Below are 18,736 nucleotides of genomic sequence, written 5' to 3' on the forward strand. Positions count from 1 at the left end.
TTCAATCTGTCTATATAATAACGTCATTAATTTTGTTCAAGCAGTTCTTTTGCTCTATTTACTGAAATGTTGTTTTCTTCAATCATCTGAGAAACTATCTTGTCAATTTGTTCAGTAGAAGCACCTGCTGCAGATGCTAGATTCCTTGCATGTAGCCTCATGTGTCCTTTCTGAATTCCATCAGTTGCAAGTGCCCTCATGGCACTAAAGTTTTGAGCCAATCCTGTTGCAGTTATTATACATGCCATCTCTTTTGCAGATTCTGCGCCTAAAATTTTAGTACAGATTTTTGCAACTGGATGAACATTGATTATTCCACCTACAATGCCAACAGATAATGGGATTTCCAATGTACCAACAAGATTTCCATCTGAATCCTTAGTCCACTCTGATAGCGACCGGTATTGTCCAGAACGTGATGCATATGCATTTGCCGCAGCTTCAATTGCACGACTGTCTTGTCCTGTAGCATTAGCTACTGCAATAATTCCATTCATAATTCCTTTGTTGTGAGTTACTGCTCTATACACATCATGTTTTGCAAATTGATATGCATGAATCATGTTATCTACAACTTTTTCGCCTCCAACTGATTCTTTGTCAAATACAGCAGTTGCCTTTACCATTCGTCTTGTGGAATAGTTTGATAAAATTCGAAGAAGTGTTTTTCCACTAGTTAATTTTTCAATTAATGGTGCTACACCTTCACACATCGTATTAGTAACATTTGCACCCATTGCATCACCCACATCAATTAATAATTCAACAATTAACATTGGTTCAAAATCAGTATCAAGTTTTTTACAAGTAATCTCTTTTGCACCTTTTCCCATCTTAGAAAGAGTATTACTTTTTGAATTTGCAAGTTCTAGAATTTCCTTAATGTTTTCTTTAATTTTAGAAATAGCATTATCAATATCTGTGCCTAAAACTTGAATTTGCCCAATACTGTAGGATTCATCAGCTACTACTGCAAATCCACCTTTAGGTCTTGCAAGTTTTGCTGCTTTTGATGCTGCTGCAATCACAGAAGGCTCTTCAATCACCATGGGAACAAGATAATCTTTATTGTTAATTTTGAAGTTGGTTGCAACTCCTAGTGGAAGTGAAAATGTTCCAAACGCATTTTCCACCATTTTGTCTGCTTTATCAAATGTAATTCCGCCATCTGGTAGTTCTAATGATTTTACGTCATCTTCTGAAAGATTTGCAAAATTTTTGATAACATCTAATCTTTCTGTTCTTGTTTTTTCAAAAAATTTTGAAATGGACGAATCAGGCATTTTATTTCAATATCCTCAATAATTTATCATCATTAGCAGCTGGAAAACCTTTTCCATCAGTGTTAGAAGTAATCACATAGAGATATCCATCAGGACCTTGAACCACGTCACGAACACGTCCAATTCCACTAAGAATAGATTTTTGAGAACTCAATCCCTCATCAAAATCTACTTGATAGACATTTGATGCCCTCATTGAAGCCATAATGAAAGGGAATTCAAAATCGAATTTGTCACCAGTATAGTACAAGATTCCTCCAGGCTCTATGCTTGGATCATAACAAAGAACAGCATTTTCAAAACTTTCATTGCCAGAGCATTCTTGTTCTGGCCAACCATAATTCTTACCTGCCAAAATTATATTGATTTCATCATTTTTTTCAGGTCCAAATTCTGATACATACAAGTTACCATTATTATCCCAAGTCATTCCTTGAGGATTCCTGTGTCCTAAAGAGTATACAGGAGAATTTGAAAAAGGATTATCGTCAGGAATTGAACCATCATCGTTTATTCGTAAAATTTTACCTGAAAGTGAATCAAGATCTTGCGGTAAATGAGATGAATCAGATGTAGCACCTGTACCTACATACAACTTTCCATCAGGTCCAAATTTGATAAAACCACCATTTGTAAAAGAAGACCCTGGAATTTTATCAAAAATAGTTTCTGCATCTTGTAATTTATTTTCAGATTCGGTTATTCGTAGTATTTTATTCCACAATGCTTCATCTTCTTCATAAGTCAAAAATACATAGAGGTAATGGTTCTCTGCAAAATTTGGATGTAAATCAATTCCTAACAATCCACCATCAAAAACATTAGCAGAACGAAAAGTAGCAAGTGGGGATTCTAGTTGAATATCGTTTTCAATTACTACAATAGAACCATCTTTTTCTGTTACAAAAATTCGATTATCAGATACTGCAATTGAACGAGGCTTTTCTAGATTCTCTGCTAAAATATCAAAGGAGTCATTTTTAGAATTAAAGTTAGGTTCTGGTAATGGAATAGGATCTGATGGAAGTGTTAAGGTGTATACAGAAAAAGCAATTGCAACAACAACAGCTACAATTGAGATTCTTTTATCCATGAAAAATCAAGTTATTCAAATCATATTAATTACTTTCAAGAATTCAATAAAGCGTATATACGGCTCGTGTTAATTTCTCAATCAGCGGGGTGGGGAAGCCAGGTCATCCCGGCGGGCTCATAACCCGCAGTTCAGTAGTTCAAATCTACTCCCCGCTACTTAATTTTGATAAACACAAAACCAAGATAGAGAATTTTTGAAATTAGTTGATTTGTTTTGAATGCCTTGTCTTTGTTGAGGACGTGTAAGGTGTCTATGAGCAGAAATTTTTGGCAAATACAGTTGTGGGCCTAGGTTTCTAGTAACTATTTCATTTATTTTTCTTGAAGATTTTTTTCCACAGCGAATGCATTCAAATCCTTGTCCCTTGCCTTTAGATTTCATTTTTTTAGTACATTTTTTACAAATTGGATTTGATGTCTTGGTTTGTTTTTTAAGAGAAATAATTTGAATAAATTCAAGATTAATTATTCGAGGGAAATTTTTTGAAGCCTTTCTAACTCCCCCACCCACAGAAATTTTATCGCCTTTGATCAAATTTGAAGCAATAACAGACATGCCCGTTGGTTTGTAAACTGCGCACCAAAACTCATTACCATTTGAGAGGATTTTAAAAAATACATGTCCTCCTTTGGCAATTCTGGGGGAATTTGAAACAACTCCAGTTAATTTTCCAGAAGCATATGGTTTCATTGTTTCAAAAGTAAGTTCATTCTTCAAATGGTCACCAGTTCCTTGATTAGATTTGAAGATCATGTAACCATCTAGTTTTTCTTCACTTTTTAGAATCTTAGATGCAGAAACTAGTGCATCTACATTTTCACCACGGACACCAAAAAATACAGGATCTGGACCGTGAGGAGTGATTAAAACTCGCCCTTTTTTTGTATCAAAACTATTGAAAGTGTCAGGATAGGTTTTTTCTTGCATTTCCTTAACGCTTTTTGTTGAAATTTTTCTTTCTTTTCCAAATTTTTGTTTTTTACGATAACTCAATAGCTCTAGTGTATGATCATTAAAATCATAACCTATTGCACCAATTGCACCAACCAATCCTTGTCCATTTCCTTTGTAGAAATATTCAAGATTGTTTTTTTTAGCAAACTTTTTTGCGTTATTTCGATTAATTAATTGCCATAAAGCTAAATTACTAAATTTTGTAAATTCATTAGGAATTGAATCACTTTCAAAAAAAACTAAACCAGGATTTGCTCCATTTTTTGTATCAGAATATTTTGAAACAAGATTTTTGATTTGATTTTTTATTTTTGATGGATTACTAGTCTTAATTTTGATAGAAACTGCTCCATTTCCACGTGTTTTCCATGGAATGTTTGGATTGAATCGAATTAATCTTGGAAAATCAAGAAATTCAGTTTTCTGTTTTTTGAGTAAATCTACTACTTTGTAAGCCAAAAAAGTAGTACACATTCCTTTTGGAGAATCAGTATCATCAAAGCCAATGTTTAGAACAGTTTTTTTTACCACGTTTTTGGTAACTAATTCAGACATTTTTAGTTGTTGCAAGATACAGTTGGTTTAAATTAATAAAATAACATTTCAAGCTAAATTGATTGTAATAGATGAGAAAAGGATTTTTCAGGAGATAGAAGAAAAAAATCCTGCATCAGTTTCATTAAATGGGCCAGATGGAATTTTGCCACAAGTACAAGAAACTGCAAAAAATATTACAAAAAAATTTGGCATTCCAGCATATGTTCTAGCTGATACAACTTGGGGAACGTGTGATTTGAATTCAAATGGTTCCAAAGTTCTTGGTGCAGAAATTCAATTCAACATAGGTCATACAATAAACACTGAGACATATGAAAAAAATTTGATTCTAATTGATGCTTATGATGATGTAGAATTTGACAGTGTAGCAAAAAAATGTGCAGAATTACTGAAAGGAAAAGTAATTTCTCTAGTAACAGATAGTCAACACTTGCATCAAGTAGATAAAGTTGAAAAAATTTTAACAGAAAATGGAATTACAGTAAAGATTGGAAAAGGTAAAGGACAGTTAAATGATGGACAAGTATTTGGTTGTGAATTTTATCCTGCAACAGATCTAAAAAAAGAAGTAGATGCATACGTTTTCTTGGGACAAAGTAATTTTCATGCATCGGGAATTGCATTATCCACAAATCTGCCAACATATGTTTTAGATCCTTACTTTAATGAAGTAAGAGAGGTTACAGATTTTGCACAGAAATTAAAAAAGAAAGCTACTCTTGCAATATACAAAGCAGCTGAAGCAAAAACTTTTGGAGTGATTGTGGGATTGAAAGAGGGTCAATTATCAAAGGTTTTTGCATTAAAAATCAAAGAAGAGTTGGAGGCAGAAGGAAAAGAAGTTCAATTATTTGCATTGACAGACATAACAAATGACAGATTAAGAAATCTAAAAGGAATTGATGCTTTTATTCAGGTTGCATGTCCTAGAATTTCTACAGACAATCAGTTTGACAAGCCTGTTTTATCATCACCTCAGGCTAATGCATTGTTAAAAATTCTTAGAAATGAAAGTATTGAGGGGTATTTAGAAATCCCACATTGGTTATGATACTAGTTTTTGAAATTTAGGATTATCAGATAGTTTTTCAAAAGATTTTGATTTTTGTGCTTTAATTTTGTATTGCTTCCCTTGAGAAATTGATTTTTCAAGTAGCAATAATGAATCGTCTACTTTTGAAAGCATTGCCAAACTACAAGATTTATCAAACAAGACATCACCGTTTTCAGGATAATCATTCAAAATTATATCACAACAAGAAATAGAATCATCATATCTATCCATAGAAAATAGAATTCTTTCCTTGTGATATAACGCAATATTGTATTTTGGATTAGACTCTAAAATTTTATCACATATAGACAATCCTTCAGAAAGATTTCCTTGTTTTCTAAAAGAAGAGATTTTGTTTACCAACACAGAAAGATCATCAGGATAGTTTTCAAGTGCCAAATCATAGCACTTCATAGCACTTTGATAGTCCTTTAGTTTACTTAGGGCATATCCTTTGTTGTTAAGAGAACTCAGGTGTTTTGGGTTTTCATCTAGAATTTTGTCATAATAAGCAATTGCTTCGGTGTACTTTCCTTTTAAAAATAATCTATTTCCTTCATCTAAAATTGAATTTGTTTTTGGATCATCCATGAATAATCAGTTTGGTTTCATAATGATTTTTCCAAAAAGTCCTTTACCTTTTAGCATCTTTGTATGGGCTTCAGCAGCTTGCTCAAGCGTATATTCAGAATCAATTATGGATTTTATTTTTCCTTTAGACATCCAATAAAATCCCTCTTCAAGCTCAGCTCTTGTTCCCTGAGTTGAACCCAAAATGTTTAGTCCTTTAAAGAAAATATGTCTAAGATCAGTTTTTGCCATATAACCAGTAGTCGCACCAGTAGTAATCACAGTGCCTCCATAGTTTAGAAGAGTGAGTTCTTTGTTCCAATGAGAGCCTCCAATATGTTCAAAAATTACATCTACACCAGGAACCTCCCCAAATGGTTTTGGAAGTTTTTTTGCAATTGCTCTTACTTCTTTATGCCAGTCTTCTTTTCTATGATCAATTGCATAGTCTGCTCCAAGTTCAAGTAGTTGATCTAATTTATCAGGACTAGCAGTTGCAATTACAGTACAACCAAAAAGTTTTGCAATCTGAATTCCATAATTTCCAACACCAGAACCTCCGCCCATGATCAAAACTAATTGTCCAGGTTGAATTTTTGCTCTGCCAACTAACATATGCCAAGAAGTTAACATGGTCATAGATGCAGCTGCTGCTTCTTCATATGATATTCCTTCAGGGATTTTTACAACATTGACTTCTGGAAGATGAGTATATTCACAGTATCCTCCCCAAAGAGGACCTGTTTCAAATCCCCAAATGGTTCGTTTTTTACAATCATATTCGCGTCCGGATGTACATCTCTTACACACCCTACAAGACATGTTTCCATGTGAAACCACTCTATCACCTACTTTGAAATTTTTTACATCTTCACCTACTGCAGTTACTTCACCTGCGGCATCAGTTCCAGAAATATGAGGTAAAGGAATTGCAAGAGGTTTGCCTCTCATTCCCCAAATATCATCATAATTTAATGCGGCTGCCTTTACTTTGAAAACTACTTCGTTTGATTTTGGTTCAGGAATTGGCAGATCTTTAATTTTTAAAATTTTAGAAAAATCATCATCAGTAGTATATTCTTCATAAACTAGAGCCTTCATGATTTTTTTCATATGTGTGTAAATATATGATTTATCCAGATCATTTGGGCCATAAACAATTATAATCACAAAAACAAGAATTTCAGCATGTCTGAAAATGCAACATATCCAGGTGAAAAAATAGCATCTATTGAAGAATATGAGGCAGGATACAATGCTTTTGATGATGGAGATATGGTCAGAGCAGCAACTATTGGCCAAAAAGACATCGATAAAACCACCAGAACTGCAAATATCAATCATCCAAAGAATCTATCCATACCAAAAGTAGGAGATGTTGTAATTGGAACAGTTGCAGCAGTAATGTCATCTATGATTGCAGTTTCAATTGATTACATTAATGGAAATCCAACTACATCTAAAGTTGAATGTGTATGTTCTACAAGAAACATTAGAAAAAGAAATATCGCACTAGTAAACGATATAGCAAAATTAAAAATTTTAAATCATCTTAATGGTACGATTCATGCAACAATAGATGAGTCAAGTTTAGGGATACTATTTACAAAATGTCGCAAATGTGGTGGAAAAGTAGTACCTATGCGTGATGCTATAAAATGTACAGAGTGTTCATGGATTGATGAAAGAAAACTATCTGCAGACTTTGGTAAAAGCGATTTCGTAAAACTGAGAGAATAAAAATGATTAATGTATCGTTCCAAGGTGAACGAGGTGCATATAGTGAAGCTGCAGCAAGATCATTCTTTGAGGAAGATATTGAAACAGTTCCATTTGCAACGTTTGCCGAAGTTTTAGAAAACACATCTAAAGAAAAAACAGAGTATTCAGTTTTACCTGTAGAGAATTCATTAGAAGGTAGTGTTGGAGAGAGTTACGATTTATTGTATTCTACATCATTGAATGCAACAGGAGAAATCTATCATAGAATTGAACATTGTCTAATTGGGATTGGAGAGATAAATGAAGTTGATACGGTGTATTCACATCCACAAGCTTTGGGTCAATGTAGAAAATTCATTGAAGAACACAAAATGAAAACAATTCCAGCATACGATACTGCAGGGAGTGTAAAAATAATCAAAGAGTTAAACAAGAAAAATTGTGCTTGTATTGCAAGCAAAACAGCATCTACAATTTATGATGTTCCTGTTATTGCAGAAAATATTGCAAATAACTTGAACAATTACACACGATTTCTAATACTATCAAAAAAAGAATCAACAATTACTGGAAATGACAAGACGTCAATAATTTTCTCAATAAAACACGAGCCTGGATCATTATACAGAATAATTGAGAATTTCCACAAAAATAATGTAAATCTAACAAAGATAGAATCAAGGCCAACTAGGAGCAATACATGGGAATACAATTTCTATGTAGACTTTGAGGGACATCAAAAAGATTCCAAGATTTCAGAAATGTTAGAAAAAATCAAACAAGACACGTTATTTTTGAAAGTTTTGGGTTCGTATCCTTCAGCAAAACTTAGCTAAAAGCCTTTTGGCTTTCTTAATGTAAAGCCCATACTAAATCCAATAATGACCATTCCAGAGATAATGACCATTAGATCAAAAGTAAACCATATTGGATCAGAACTTCTAATCAAGGTTCCAGTAATCTCTAAATCAGTATTTCCAGTATTTTGAATATTGATTATTGTTGGTCCATCTTCATTATGTACCCACTCTAGTGTTGCATCCTTTTTGTAAGATGTTTTTGGAATTTGCAATCCATCACCAGGACTTTGTAATTTCAAATCAAAAGAATCACCAACAATGTTCATTGTTTGTGGAGTGCCAGCAGGAGCAGGAATTGTATAAAGTGTTGAATCGCCAGTTCCAACAATATAATCTTCGTGAATTGTAATTGTTCCAATGTGTGTAATTAGAGAGTAACCACCTATACCGATAATTATGCTACCAACTACTAATCCAATTATAGTCCGTTTTGATAACATGATTCAATCAATCCTAATACTGCTTAAAAAATTATCTACATTAATAAAACATCATGAGGCTGACTTTCTGCAAATCCAGCTCTTGACATTTTGATAAATTCTGCATTTTGTTGCATTTGCGGAATTGTATGAGCTCCACAATAACTCAAGCCAGAGCGAACACCGCCTGCAAGTTGTTTTAGAATATCAGTAACTGTTCCTTTGTAAGGAACCATAGCTTCAACTCCTTCTGCAACATAGTCATTTAGGTCATCTTCAAGTGAAATTGAGCCTGTTTCTTTTGATTTTCTACCAATTGAGGCTGCAAGAGAAGCCATTCCACGATATACTTTGAAACGTTTACCGTTTTTAGTTAAAACTGTACCAGGTGATTCATCAGTTCCACCAAGCATACTTCCAACCATTACAGAAGATGCACCAGCAGCTAGAGCTTTTGTTGCATCACCAGATGTTCTAGTACCACCATCAGAGATAATTGGAATTCCATGATCATTTCCAATTTTTGCACAATCCATTACAGCAGTTAATTGTGGAACACCTGAACCAGTAATTACTCTAGTAATACAAATTGAACCAGAACCAACACCAACCTTTACTGCATCAACACCTGCTTTTATCAAATCCTCAGCACCTTGAGCAGTTGCAATATTTCCAGCTATTAATTCACAGTCAGGAAATGCTTTCTTGATGTTACGAACTGTACTAATTGCATTTTCACTATGACCATGTGCAATATCAACAACAAGAACATCAGCACCTGCATTTAACAAAGATTCACTTCTCTCCAAAAAGTCACCTTTGACACCAACTGCAGCTCCAACTAAGGGTCTGCCTTTCTTATCTTTAGATGCATTTGGATAATCAGTATTATTTGTAATATCCTTACTAGTGATTAATCCTTGTATAATACCAGAATCATCAACGATTGGGAGTTTTTCAATTCTGTGTTTATGTAAAATGTCTTTTGCTTCATCCAAGGATACACCTGGTTTTGCAGTAACAACATCCTTTGTCATTACATCAGCAATTGTTCCGTTTGAACCAGCAAAAAGTAAATCTCTTTCAGTGACAATTCCCACTAATTTGGAATTTGAATCAACAACTAACAAACCAGAAATTTCTTTGTCTTCAGCATAATCTAATGCATCTTGGATGGATTTGTCTGATGAAATAGAATATGGATTCTCGATCATAACGCTGCCTGAACGTTTTACCTTTAGCACTTCATTTGCCTGCTCCTGAATAGTCAAAAATCTATGAATAATTCCTATTCCTCCAGCACGAGCCATAGCTACAGCCATAGATGACTCTGTAACAGTATCCATATTTGCACTCACAAAGGGGATGTTAATTGTGATGTTTCGAGATAATTTTGTGGTCAGATCGGTCTGACTTCTACTCGTAATATCTGAATATTTGGGTACAAGAAGAACATCATCAAAAGTTAATCCTTCTTTGAATTCCAATGAAACCTTGTTAAGAAAGTTGAATATTGATTATAAGCCTTTGTGTTATTTTTTCAGGTTTGATGCTATTGTTATTGCATCTTTTGTAGCATTTACGTTATGTGTACGTATAATGTCTGCACCATTAACTACAGATATTGCTTCAGCAGCAATAGATCCAAACAAGCGATCAGATGGATCTTTTTGTAAAATTTCTCCAAGAAAGGATTTGTTTGAAACTGAGATCAAAACTGGATAGTTTCCTTTGATAGAATTCAAATTTTGGATTATAGTTAGATCTCTTTTAACCCAATCAGATTTGATTTTGGTGAAAAATGGTCCGTTTCCTTTTTTTCTAAAAAATCCAATTGAAGGATCTAACACAATTTTTTCAGAGGGCACATGAGATTTTTTTGCAATCTTCAAGCTTTCTTGAAGTAATTTTTTTGTAGACATAAGATTGCCCGTTACGGTTTTTGAACTAAAAGCACACAAGATTAATGATGGCGAAAAATCTGAAATTACATCTTTCATTTTTTCATCATATTTTAAACCAGAAATATCATTGATGATTTCCACACCATTCTCTAAGGCATCTCTAGCAGGTTTTGCCCTACATGTATCAACAGATATTGGAATATTAGATACATCTTGAATAATTTTTACTGCTTCAAGTATTCTCTTTGATTCAGTTTTTTCAGATACCATAGTAGAAAGATAGGGTGCAGTAGACATTCCACCTACATCGATAAAATCTACACCATCATTTTCCATTTCTTTAATAGAATTCTTTATCTGAGTTTTAGTAGTTTGAATAGATTTTTTATAAAATGACTCAGGACTAGTGTTCAAAATACCCATGATGCGAACTGGATTTTTACCTCCAACACCCACTTTTGCAATTCTAGTCACATGATTTATCAAAAACTAATGCAATTTGAGTCATATGATGATTTCAGGTTGGAAAGCAAAGTATGCAGATATTCTAAAGGAATTCAAATATGATGAGAAAAAAGACAAGGAATCAGCCATATTATTAGATACAATTCTGAAAAAATCAAAAACCATCAAAAAAATTCAGGATCTAATTCAAGGAAATACAGTATTGGTAATAGGTTCTGGCCCTTCATTATCACATGCAATTCCAAAATTAAAGAAATTAAAGAGAGTAATCATAATTGCAGCTGATAGTTCGTTAAAGCCGTTATTGGAAAATGGAATTGTTCCAGATATTGTTGTAACAGATTTAGATGGAGATGAAAAATCGTTTAAAAAAATTGCAAAAAGATCAATCTTTGTAGTTCATGCACATGGAGATAATATTGAGAAATTAGAATTTGTAAAAAAATTCAAAAATTGTGTCGGTACTACACAAACTAAACCATTTAACAAAATAGAAAATTTTGGAGGATTTACAGATGGAGATAGAGGAGTTTTTCTAGCAAGTTATTTTGAAGCAAAAAAAATTATTCTTTTTGGCATGGATTTTGGTGACAGGATAGGAAAATTTTCAAATACAAAAAAATCTGAAAGGAAAATAAAATTAATGAAGTTAAAAAAAGGAAAATTACTCTTAGAGTGGTTATCTACAAAGACAAAATCAGAACTATTTACTACTTCAACTAGTATCAAAGGATTTGAGAAAATTCCATACAAAAGCCTGGATATTATAATTACCTAGAATGCATTTAATACCCATTCCTCATTTATCAAATTATGAAATTTTCAGAGGAACAAATGAAGGGAATTGTTACTTTGAAGGAAAGTTTGATCGAACAAGTTGACAAACATCAAGAAGCAATAGAGGCTTTAGAAAAAAATATTACAATTTTAGATATGTTCCTAAAAGAATCTAGTTTTACCAAAGCATCACAATTACCACCAGCAGAAAAAATCGAACCACAAAAAATCAAAGAATCAGTCAAAGAAGTACAAAATTCAATCCCAATTACGCAAGGAAAAGATGGTAAAGTCATTGCTAATGCCTTTGTTACGCCTGAGCAGGTATCAATTGTGTTAGATGACAATGTAGAGATTAGTGCAGATACTCCTCCTTTCAAATCATTTTTCCTAGACAGAATCATCGGTGAAATGAAAAAGAAAGACTCAACTGATGCAGAAAATGGAAAAATCCAAAGAGAATCAATGATAGATTACATCATTAACAAAAATGGTTCAGACATTAGAGAAATCATTATCAAAAATTACAGACAAAAAGAAAGAGTCAATGAATTGATCAATACCGCAGGATGGTCATTGTCAAGAATGCTGGAGAATATTAACAAGTGATTACATGGACAAGATTGTAGTTTTAGATTTTGGATCACAGTATAGTCATTTGATTTGTAGAAGAATAAGAGAATTTTCAGTATATGCAGAACTAGTTCCTTTTGATATTAGCTATGAAGAGTTGCAAAAACACAATCCAAAAGGAATAATTTTTTCAGGCGGTCCATCTAGTGTTTATAGTTCTGATGCACCAGTTCCAGAAAGTAAAATTTTTGATATGAATTTACCGTTACTTGGAATTTGTTACGGTCATCAATTAATTGTAAACAAGTACGGAGGTAAAGTAAAAAGAGCAAACAAAGAATACGGTTCCTCATTACTAACAATTGACAATGATAAAGATTTGCTAAATGGTGTCGGTGAATCAGTAAGGGCATGGATGAGTCACGGGGATGAAGCTGAAGAAATTCCTCCAGGATTCCAAGTCATAGGACATACAGAAAGTGCAAAAGCAGCTGCAATAGCATCAGATGAAAAATCAGTTTATGGAATTCAATTCCATCCAGAAGTTGTTCACACAGAACAAGGTACAGAAATTCTCAAAAATTTTGTGTTAAAAGTTTGTGGGGCAAAACAAGACTGGACAATGGAGGGTTTTATCGATTCGGCAGTAGAAAAAATCTCAAAAATTGAGGGTAACGTGCTTTGTGGAGTCAGCGGAGGCATAGATTCCACTGTAGCGGCATTGTTAATTCACAAAGCCATAGGAGACAGACTCAAGTGTGTTTTTGTCAATAATGGATTGCTTAGACTAAACGAAGAAACAGAGATTGAAACTATGTTCAAAGATAATTTCAATGTAAATTTTACATCAATTAACGCAGTAGATAGTTTTCTTGACAAGCTCAAAGGAGTTGAAGACCCAGAAAAGAAGAGAAAGATTGTTGGTGAAGAATTTGTTAATGTATTTACAGAATTTGCTGAAAAGAACGGTCCATTCAAATGGTTAGCTCAAGGAACTCTATATCCAGATGTGATTGAAAGCGGAGTTTCAAAAGGACCAGCTGATGTAATAAAATCACATCACAATGTAGGAGGACTACCTGACTGGCTCAATTTAGAAATTTTAGAGCCATTAAGAGAACTATACAAAGATGAAGTAAGAATGATTGCAAAAATTCTTGAAGTTCCAGAAAAACTTTTCATGAGACATCCTTTCCCAGGACCAGGATTGGCTGTAAGAATCATCGGAGAAGTTACACCAACAAAACTCCAAATCTCAAAAGTTGCAAGTAAAATTGTAGAAGACGAACTAGTTGAAGCCGGTCTGTATGGAAAAGTTTGGCAAGCTTATGCAGCAGTAGGAGATGATAGGGCAGTAGGTGTTGTTGGAGATGAGAGAAAATACGGAAATATTGTAATGATCAGAGTTGTTGATTCAATTGATGCAATGACTGCAGATTGGACAAGATTACCACACGGATTGTTAGAAAAGATGAGCAACAGAATAACAAATGAGATTGAAGATGTAACTTGGGTGACATATACTATATCAAGCAAGCCTCCTGCCACAATTGAGCCTCAATAGGTGAACAATATGGAATATGAGAAAATTTGTGATGAGATTTTAGGATGTGATAAAAAAATCAGATATGTTGGAGTGTATGATTATGGAGAATTACATGATAAAATGCGTCCAGGAGTAGAAAGTTTTCTATCAAGAGAAGAAACAGAGTTGTCATTATCTCAAGCAGTTTATCGTTGGTCAACACGTAAAAAAACATCAGATAAAATTGGAAAACCAGAATTTGCACTAGCAAAATATGAGAAAATCTACAGAGTAACAGTACCAGTTGGAGGTGCAGGGTTGATTTTGTTCAGTACAGAAGTAGATGCCAATGTAAATGAGATAATTGACAAAGTTATTGAAATCAAAAATAAATACTCCGAATAATTTGTGATGAATATGGACTTTCATGTTTTTGATACATATGTCAAGGCAAAGGATGGACATACAATGCACTTTGATGTGGTTACAGACAATAGTAATGTAGAAAAGGCAATTTCTTACGCAAAAGAATGGCTCAATACAATTGGAGAAGAAAATTCCAAAGTGACAACTGAAGAATGTAAATTTTGTCACACACAATCTGTTCCAGAAGATATTGAAATTGAGATAATGACTAACGGTTATTTCATTTCAAAGATGGAAGGTTGTCCTGAATAACTAATTTAGCAAAGCAGCACCATAGACACCTGCTGAATCTCCCAATTCATTTTTCAAAATAGGGGTATCAACTAAATCTGAAAATACTTTTTCATAAACAGATTTTTTTCCTTCAGTATACAGGAAATCAATATTTGACAAACCACCTCCAAGTACAATTGCATCAGGATCCAAAATGTCAATCACATTTGCAAGACTATATCCAAAATTTTCTAAAAATTCACTTTTCCAGGTTTTTCCAATATCATTATCAAGATTTGAAAGGATTTCAGGTACGGATTTTGATTCTCCTGAGAGTAATTCCCATTTTTGTTCCAATGCAGGACCACTGATGTAGGTCTCTACACATCCAGTTTTTCCACAATAACATGGATTTCCATTACGATGCAATGTATGATGTCCCCATTCTCCAGCAATGTTGGTTCTTCCTGAATGTAGTTTTCCATTAACAGTAATACCACCACCAACACCAGTCCCCATTATCACGCCAAAAACAAGATCAAAATTTTTTGCAGCACCCATTTTTGATTCTGCCATAACAAAACAATTTGCATCATTTTCCATTACAATAGTTTTTTTCAATTTTTTTTCTAGATCTTCTTTTAGAGATTTTCCAATCAAACACTGAGTGTTGCTGTTTTTTATCAATCCAGTTTTTTTTGAGATTGCACCGGGAGTACATATTCCTAAAGAATAATCTAGAGTATTACTTGATAATTCTAAAACCAAATTTGAGATAGTATCAAGTATTTCAGAATAATTATTTTTAGGGGTTGGAACTCTTTTTCTTTCTAAAACATTTAGAGAATCATCTAATAGAATTGCTTCAGTTTTTGTTCCACCTAAATCAACACCTAGCTTGTACAACAATAACTTATGAAAATTAGAACGCTTAAGTTTTAATCAATTATCCCATTGGAGGCATGCCACCGCCACCTGGACCACCAGATACTGCAATGACATCATCAATTCTAAGAATCATACATGCAGCTTCTGTTGCAGATTTGATAATCTGTTCTTTGACAGCAATTGGTTCTACAACATCAATAGAAAGCATATCTGCAATCTTTGTGTTTTTAGCATCAATACCAGTCCATTTACGACCTTGGTTTTGTTTTGCTCTCAAGTTTGCCATTGTGTCAATTGGATCCATTCCTGCATTTTCAGCAATTGTTAATGGAATTACCTCTAAGGCTTCAGCATATTTCTTAATTGCAAGTTGTTCTCGTCCATCAAAATTGTCAGCCCAGTCTTTGAGTTGTGATGCTGCAAATGATTCTGGAGCACCTCCACCTGCGACAATTTCAGGCTTTTCAATTACGTCTTTTACTACCATGAGAGAATCATGAATAGAGCGGTCAACCTCATCAATTACTCTTTGAGAGCCACCACGAATCAACATTGTAACTGATTGTGGGTGTTTACATCCTTCAATGAATACCCATTTGTCAGATTCAACTTTCTTTTGGTGAACCAAATTAGCAGAACCAAGATCTTTTTCAGATAGGTCATCAATATTACTAATTACACGGCCGCCAGTTGCTTTTGATAGTTTAATCATATCACTTTCTTTTACACGACGTACTGCAAGAATTCCGTTTTTGGCAAGATAATGTTGTGCAATATCATCAATACCTTTTTGGCAAATTAGAACATTAACTCCAATATCATGTAGTTTGTCAACCATTGTCTTGAGCATTCTGTTTTCCTCTTCTAAGAACATCTGCATTTGAGTAGGATCAGAAATTCTAATTTCAGAACTCATTTCAGTTTTTTCAATTTCAAGTGCGGAATTTAACAAAGCAATGTTTGCTTTATCGATTTTTGTAGGCATTCCACTGTGAACAATTTCTTTATCTAAAACAATTCCTTTAACAATTTGAGTATCTTGAATTGATCCACCTGATTTCTTTTCAACTTTTATGTTTTCAAGATCAACAAAGTAATCTTCACCTTTCTTTGTAACTATGCTAAGAATAGCATCAACTACAATTTTTGATAATGTATCACTATCTTCTGAGATTAATTTTGATTGCATACTTGTTGTAGCAATTTTAATGAGTGATTCTTTGTCATCTGGTTTAATTTTCTTTGATAATTCAGAATAGATTTCAAGGGTTTTTTCTGCAGCAGCTTGATAACCGTCAATAATTGTTGAAGAATGAACATCTTTTTTGAGTAGGTCTTCGGCTTTAGCCAAAAGAGTACCTCCAAAAACTACAGAAGAAGTTGTACCATCTCCAACTTCATTGTCAACAGTTTTTGAAATTTCAACCATCATTTTGGCTGCAGGATGCTGAACATCAATTTCTTTGAGAATTGTTGCCCCATCATTTGTAATAGTAACATCACCTAAGGAATCAACTAACATTTTATCTAGACCACGTGGGCCAAGGCTGCTTTTGACTAATTCTGTAACTAATTTTGCGGCTGCAATGTTGTTTTGTTGAGCGTCTTTACCTTTTTGTTGTAATGCACTCTCTTTGAGCACTAAAACAGGTCCATTTGGTCCTTGTTGAATTGATGCCATTTAGATTCAGCTTCAATCCCCTGAATCCCCCTTTTTAACATTACTTAGTTGATCGGTGAGATGTAACTTCGTTTTTTCACATCAACTATACCACCTGAAAGAATTCTGACAGAGGGTAAAGCCAAGAAAGGTAAGAACAAAGGAATCAGGTGAGGCCTAGAAAACTTGCATCCAGAATCAACAATAGAATTGTTGATTTTTTCAAAGTTTGATGAAACCTTTTCAAAAGAATCTGTTGAAACGATCCCTGCAAATTGTAAAGGTAGTGAAGCAAGTATTTTACCGGATTTTACAACTACTAACCCACCTTGATTTTTTATCAAGTGGTTTGAAGCAACTTCCATGTCAGAATCATTTGAACCAATAACTATTAGATCATTTTCATGAAAACTCCAAGTAGATGCAAATGCACCAATATCAGCACCAAAATTTTCAAGAAATCCTATAGAGTGTTTGCTTGTCCCATGGGTTCTATCAAATGCGGCTACCTTCCAGATATCAGAGTCTAAAGATGCAGATATCAAATTGTTCTTAGATTGAAGTTCAGCTGAACCTATCTTTGTAATAATTTCAGTCTGCATGAATATTGTGTTTGCAATAACATCTTTCTTTTTAGATTTTATTTCAAAATCATTTTTTGAGAATTTTTTTAATTTTACAGTATTTTTAATCCAAGGAGAGATTGTTTTTTTCTTTATAGGAAAAACAATTTTTCCATCAGATACTGCAAGTTTTCCACCTACGAATACGGTTTTGGGTCTAAAAGATTTCAAATCATTAAAAATTAGAATATCAGCTAGTTTTCCGGGTGCAATTCCACCAAGATCTTTTCCCATGTTATAATAATCAAAGTTATTTTTTGATGCCATACTTACTGCATCAATCGGTTCTAGACCGAGTTTGATGGATTCACGAATACAATGATCAATATGACCAAATTTTGTAATATCTTGTGGATCAAGACCATCTGAACAAAACATCAATCGGTTTAGATATGTTCCATGAGACAACACTCTAGGAACAATTTCTTTCAAATCACGCCGAATAGAACCTTCTCTAATCATTATCCACATTCCAAGACGCAATCTCTCTAAGACTTGATCAAAATTAATTGGTTCGTGACAAGAAAGAACTCCTGATGAAACATAGGCGTTAAGTTTTTTGTCACTTGCGCCAGCAGTATGTCCATTGATTATACAATCACATTCCAACATTGCAGAAAGAGATTTCATTGTTTTTGGTTCACGAAGAGTAACTTTTGTCCAAGAAAAAACTTCACCCAATCCAAGTACATGTGGATGTTTTACTGCAGATTTTTCTTGAGATAAAGTGAGAGTGTTGCTATTGCTAAATTTTGCATCAACAGGTAATCCACCAGGTACAACCTGAAAAATTCTTACGGGGAGGTCTTCTCCCAATTTTAAAAATTCTTGAAATCCTTTGTATCCACCTACACTAACAACATCAATAGGATCAGAAAAAAGAGAAGTTACGCCACAAAGAAGTGCTTGTTTTGCAAATTCAGATGGAAGAACAAATTGATCAATATGTAGATGAGGGTCTGCAAAACCGGGACCGACATACTTGTTTTTTACATCAATGACTTTTGTTTTAGGACCTTGGGCATGTGTTGCGTCTGGTCCAACATATGCAATTCTCTCACCAGTTATTGCAATCTGAGTTTTTGGAATAATTTCTCTAGTATAGACAGAAAGTAAATTACAATTTTTTAAAATTAGATCTGCTTTCTTATCACCCATAGCCACAG

19 protein-coding genes and 1 tRNA gene are annotated in these 18,736 nt (G+C 33.8%); 9 read left to right on the forward strand and 11 right to left on the reverse strand.

Features of this window, described 5'->3' with window-relative positions:
- Positions 1–26: 26 nt before the first annotated feature.
- Both NMAR_RS08355 and NMAR_RS08360 read right to left on the reverse strand, forming a co-directional pair.
- Positions 27–1,283, reverse strand: coding sequence for a hydroxymethylglutaryl-CoA reductase, degradative (locus NMAR_RS08355; protein ID WP_012215943.1), 1,257 nt, complete (start codon positions 1,281–1,283; stop codon positions 27–29).
- Position 1,284: 1 nt separating this feature from the next.
- Positions 1,285–2,376 carry a PQQ-dependent sugar dehydrogenase gene (locus NMAR_RS08360; RefSeq protein WP_012215944.1) on the reverse strand — a complete coding sequence of 364 codons (1,092 nt, stop codon included), beginning with the start codon at positions 2,374–2,376 and terminating at the stop codon, positions 1,285–1,287.
- Between the two features lie 83 nt (positions 2,377–2,459).
- Here NMAR_RS08360 and NMAR_RS08365 point away from each other — a divergent pair.
- Positions 2,460–2,534: transfer RNA gene (locus NMAR_RS08365), tRNA-Met, on the forward strand.
- 1 nt (position 2,535) lies between these two features.
- Here the strand turns inward: NMAR_RS08365 and NMAR_RS08370 are convergent.
- The gene (locus tag NMAR_RS08370) at positions 2,536–3,888 is read right to left on the reverse strand and encodes a tRNA(Ile)(2)-agmatinylcytidine synthase (protein ID WP_012215945.1); all 1,353 of its coding nucleotides are present in this window, start codon (positions 3,886–3,888) and stop codon (positions 2,536–2,538) included.
- Between the two features lie 58 nt (positions 3,889–3,946).
- Between NMAR_RS08370 and dph2 the strand changes: the two genes are divergently transcribed.
- Entirely contained in the window at positions 3,947–4,942 is a 996-nt protein-coding gene (gene dph2, locus NMAR_RS08375; RefSeq protein WP_012215946.1) for a diphthamide biosynthesis enzyme Dph2, read from the forward strand.
- Here dph2 and NMAR_RS08380 read toward each other — a convergent pair.
- Positions 4,937–5,536: a tetratricopeptide repeat protein gene (locus NMAR_RS08380; protein WP_012215947.1), complete on the reverse strand. Its 600-nt coding sequence runs from the start codon at positions 5,534–5,536 to the stop codon at positions 4,937–4,939. The two genes, dph2 and NMAR_RS08380, sit on opposite strands and share 6 nt — an antisense overlap.
- Positions 5,537–5,542: 6 nt before the next feature.
- Positions 5,543–6,616, reverse strand: coding sequence for a zinc-binding dehydrogenase (locus tag NMAR_RS08385; RefSeq protein ID WP_148680229.1), 1,074 nt, complete (start codon positions 6,614–6,616; stop codon positions 5,543–5,545).
- Between the two features lie 87 nt (positions 6,617–6,703).
- Between NMAR_RS08385 and NMAR_RS08390 the strand changes: the two genes are divergently transcribed.
- Both NMAR_RS08390 and pheA read left to right on the forward strand, forming a co-directional pair.
- Positions 6,704–7,255, forward strand: a complete 552-nt coding sequence (locus tag NMAR_RS08390) for an exosome complex RNA-binding protein Csl4 (RefSeq protein ID WP_012215949.1) — start codon at positions 6,704–6,706, stop codon at positions 7,253–7,255.
- A gap of 2 nt (positions 7,256–7,257) precedes the next feature.
- The gene (gene pheA / locus NMAR_RS08395) at positions 7,258–8,073 is read left to right on the forward strand and encodes a prephenate dehydratase (protein WP_012215950.1); all 816 of its coding nucleotides are present in this window, start codon (positions 7,258–7,260) and stop codon (positions 8,071–8,073) included.
- Here the strand turns inward: pheA and NMAR_RS08400 are convergent.
- The 3 genes from NMAR_RS08400 to folP are packed head-to-tail and all read right to left on the reverse strand — an operon-like array spanning position 8,070 to position 10,894.
- On the reverse strand, positions 8,070–8,537 hold the full coding sequence (locus tag NMAR_RS08400) for a hypothetical protein (protein WP_012215951.1): 468 nt from the start codon (positions 8,535–8,537) through the stop codon (positions 8,070–8,072). The two genes, pheA and NMAR_RS08400, sit on opposite strands and share 4 nt — an antisense overlap.
- A 35-nt stretch (positions 8,538–8,572) precedes the next feature.
- Positions 8,573–10,003, reverse strand: coding sequence for an IMP dehydrogenase (gene guaB, locus NMAR_RS08405; protein ID WP_012215952.1), 1,431 nt, complete (start codon positions 10,001–10,003; stop codon positions 8,573–8,575).
- Positions 10,004–10,048: 45 nt separating this feature from the next.
- The gene (gene folP / locus NMAR_RS08410) at positions 10,049–10,894 is read right to left on the reverse strand and encodes a dihydropteroate synthase (protein ID WP_012215953.1); all 846 of its coding nucleotides are present in this window, start codon (positions 10,892–10,894) and stop codon (positions 10,049–10,051) included.
- Between the two features lie 34 nt (positions 10,895–10,928).
- Here folP and NMAR_RS08415 point away from each other — a divergent pair, with 34 nt between their 5' ends.
- The 5 genes from NMAR_RS08415 to NMAR_RS08435 are packed head-to-tail and all read left to right on the forward strand — an operon-like array spanning position 10,929 to position 14,438.
- The gene (locus tag NMAR_RS08415; protein WP_012215954.1) at positions 10,929–11,663 is read left to right on the forward strand and encodes a 6-hydroxymethylpterin diphosphokinase MptE-like protein; all 735 of its coding nucleotides are present in this window, start codon (positions 10,929–10,931) and stop codon (positions 11,661–11,663) included.
- Positions 11,664–11,698: 35 nt separating this feature from the next.
- Complete coding sequence (locus NMAR_RS08420; protein WP_148680230.1) at positions 11,699–12,271, forward strand: hypothetical protein; 573 nt, start codon at positions 11,699–11,701, stop codon at positions 12,269–12,271.
- A 4-nt stretch (positions 12,272–12,275) separates the two neighbouring features.
- The gene (gene guaA / locus NMAR_RS08425; protein ID WP_012215956.1) at positions 12,276–13,799 is read left to right on the forward strand and encodes a glutamine-hydrolyzing GMP synthase; all 1,524 of its coding nucleotides are present in this window, start codon (positions 12,276–12,278) and stop codon (positions 13,797–13,799) included.
- Between the two features lie 9 nt (positions 13,800–13,808).
- The gene (locus NMAR_RS08430) at positions 13,809–14,165 is read left to right on the forward strand and encodes a hypothetical protein (protein WP_012215957.1); all 357 of its coding nucleotides are present in this window, start codon (positions 13,809–13,811) and stop codon (positions 14,163–14,165) included.
- Positions 14,166–14,177: 12 nt separating this feature from the next.
- Complete coding sequence (locus NMAR_RS08435; RefSeq protein WP_012215958.1) at positions 14,178–14,438, forward strand: DUF2024 family protein; 261 nt, start codon at positions 14,178–14,180, stop codon at positions 14,436–14,438.
- Here the strand turns inward: NMAR_RS08435 and NMAR_RS08440 are convergent, their stop codons facing one another.
- Genes NMAR_RS08440 through NMAR_RS08450 form a run of 3 tightly spaced genes read right to left on the reverse strand, consistent with a single transcriptional unit; the run spans position 14,439 to position 18,728 of the window.
- Complete coding sequence (locus tag NMAR_RS08440) at positions 14,439–15,308, reverse strand: ROK family protein (protein WP_012215959.1); 870 nt, start codon at positions 15,306–15,308, stop codon at positions 14,439–14,441.
- 37 nt (positions 15,309–15,345) lie between these two features.
- Positions 15,346–16,968 carry a thermosome subunit beta gene (thsB, locus tag NMAR_RS08445; protein ID WP_012215960.1) on the reverse strand — a complete coding sequence of 541 codons (1,623 nt, stop codon included), beginning with the start codon at positions 16,966–16,968 and terminating at the stop codon, positions 15,346–15,348.
- Positions 16,969–17,012: 44 nt separating this feature from the next.
- Positions 17,013–18,728, reverse strand: a complete 1,716-nt coding sequence (locus tag NMAR_RS08450; RefSeq protein WP_012215961.1) for an adenine deaminase — start codon at positions 18,726–18,728, stop codon at positions 17,013–17,015.
- Positions 18,729–18,736 lie beyond the last annotated feature (8 nt).

The organism is Nitrosopumilus maritimus SCM1 (assembly GCF_000018465.1).
Lineage (GTDB): Archaea > Thermoproteota > Nitrososphaeria > Nitrososphaerales > Nitrosopumilaceae > Nitrosopumilus > Nitrosopumilus maritimus.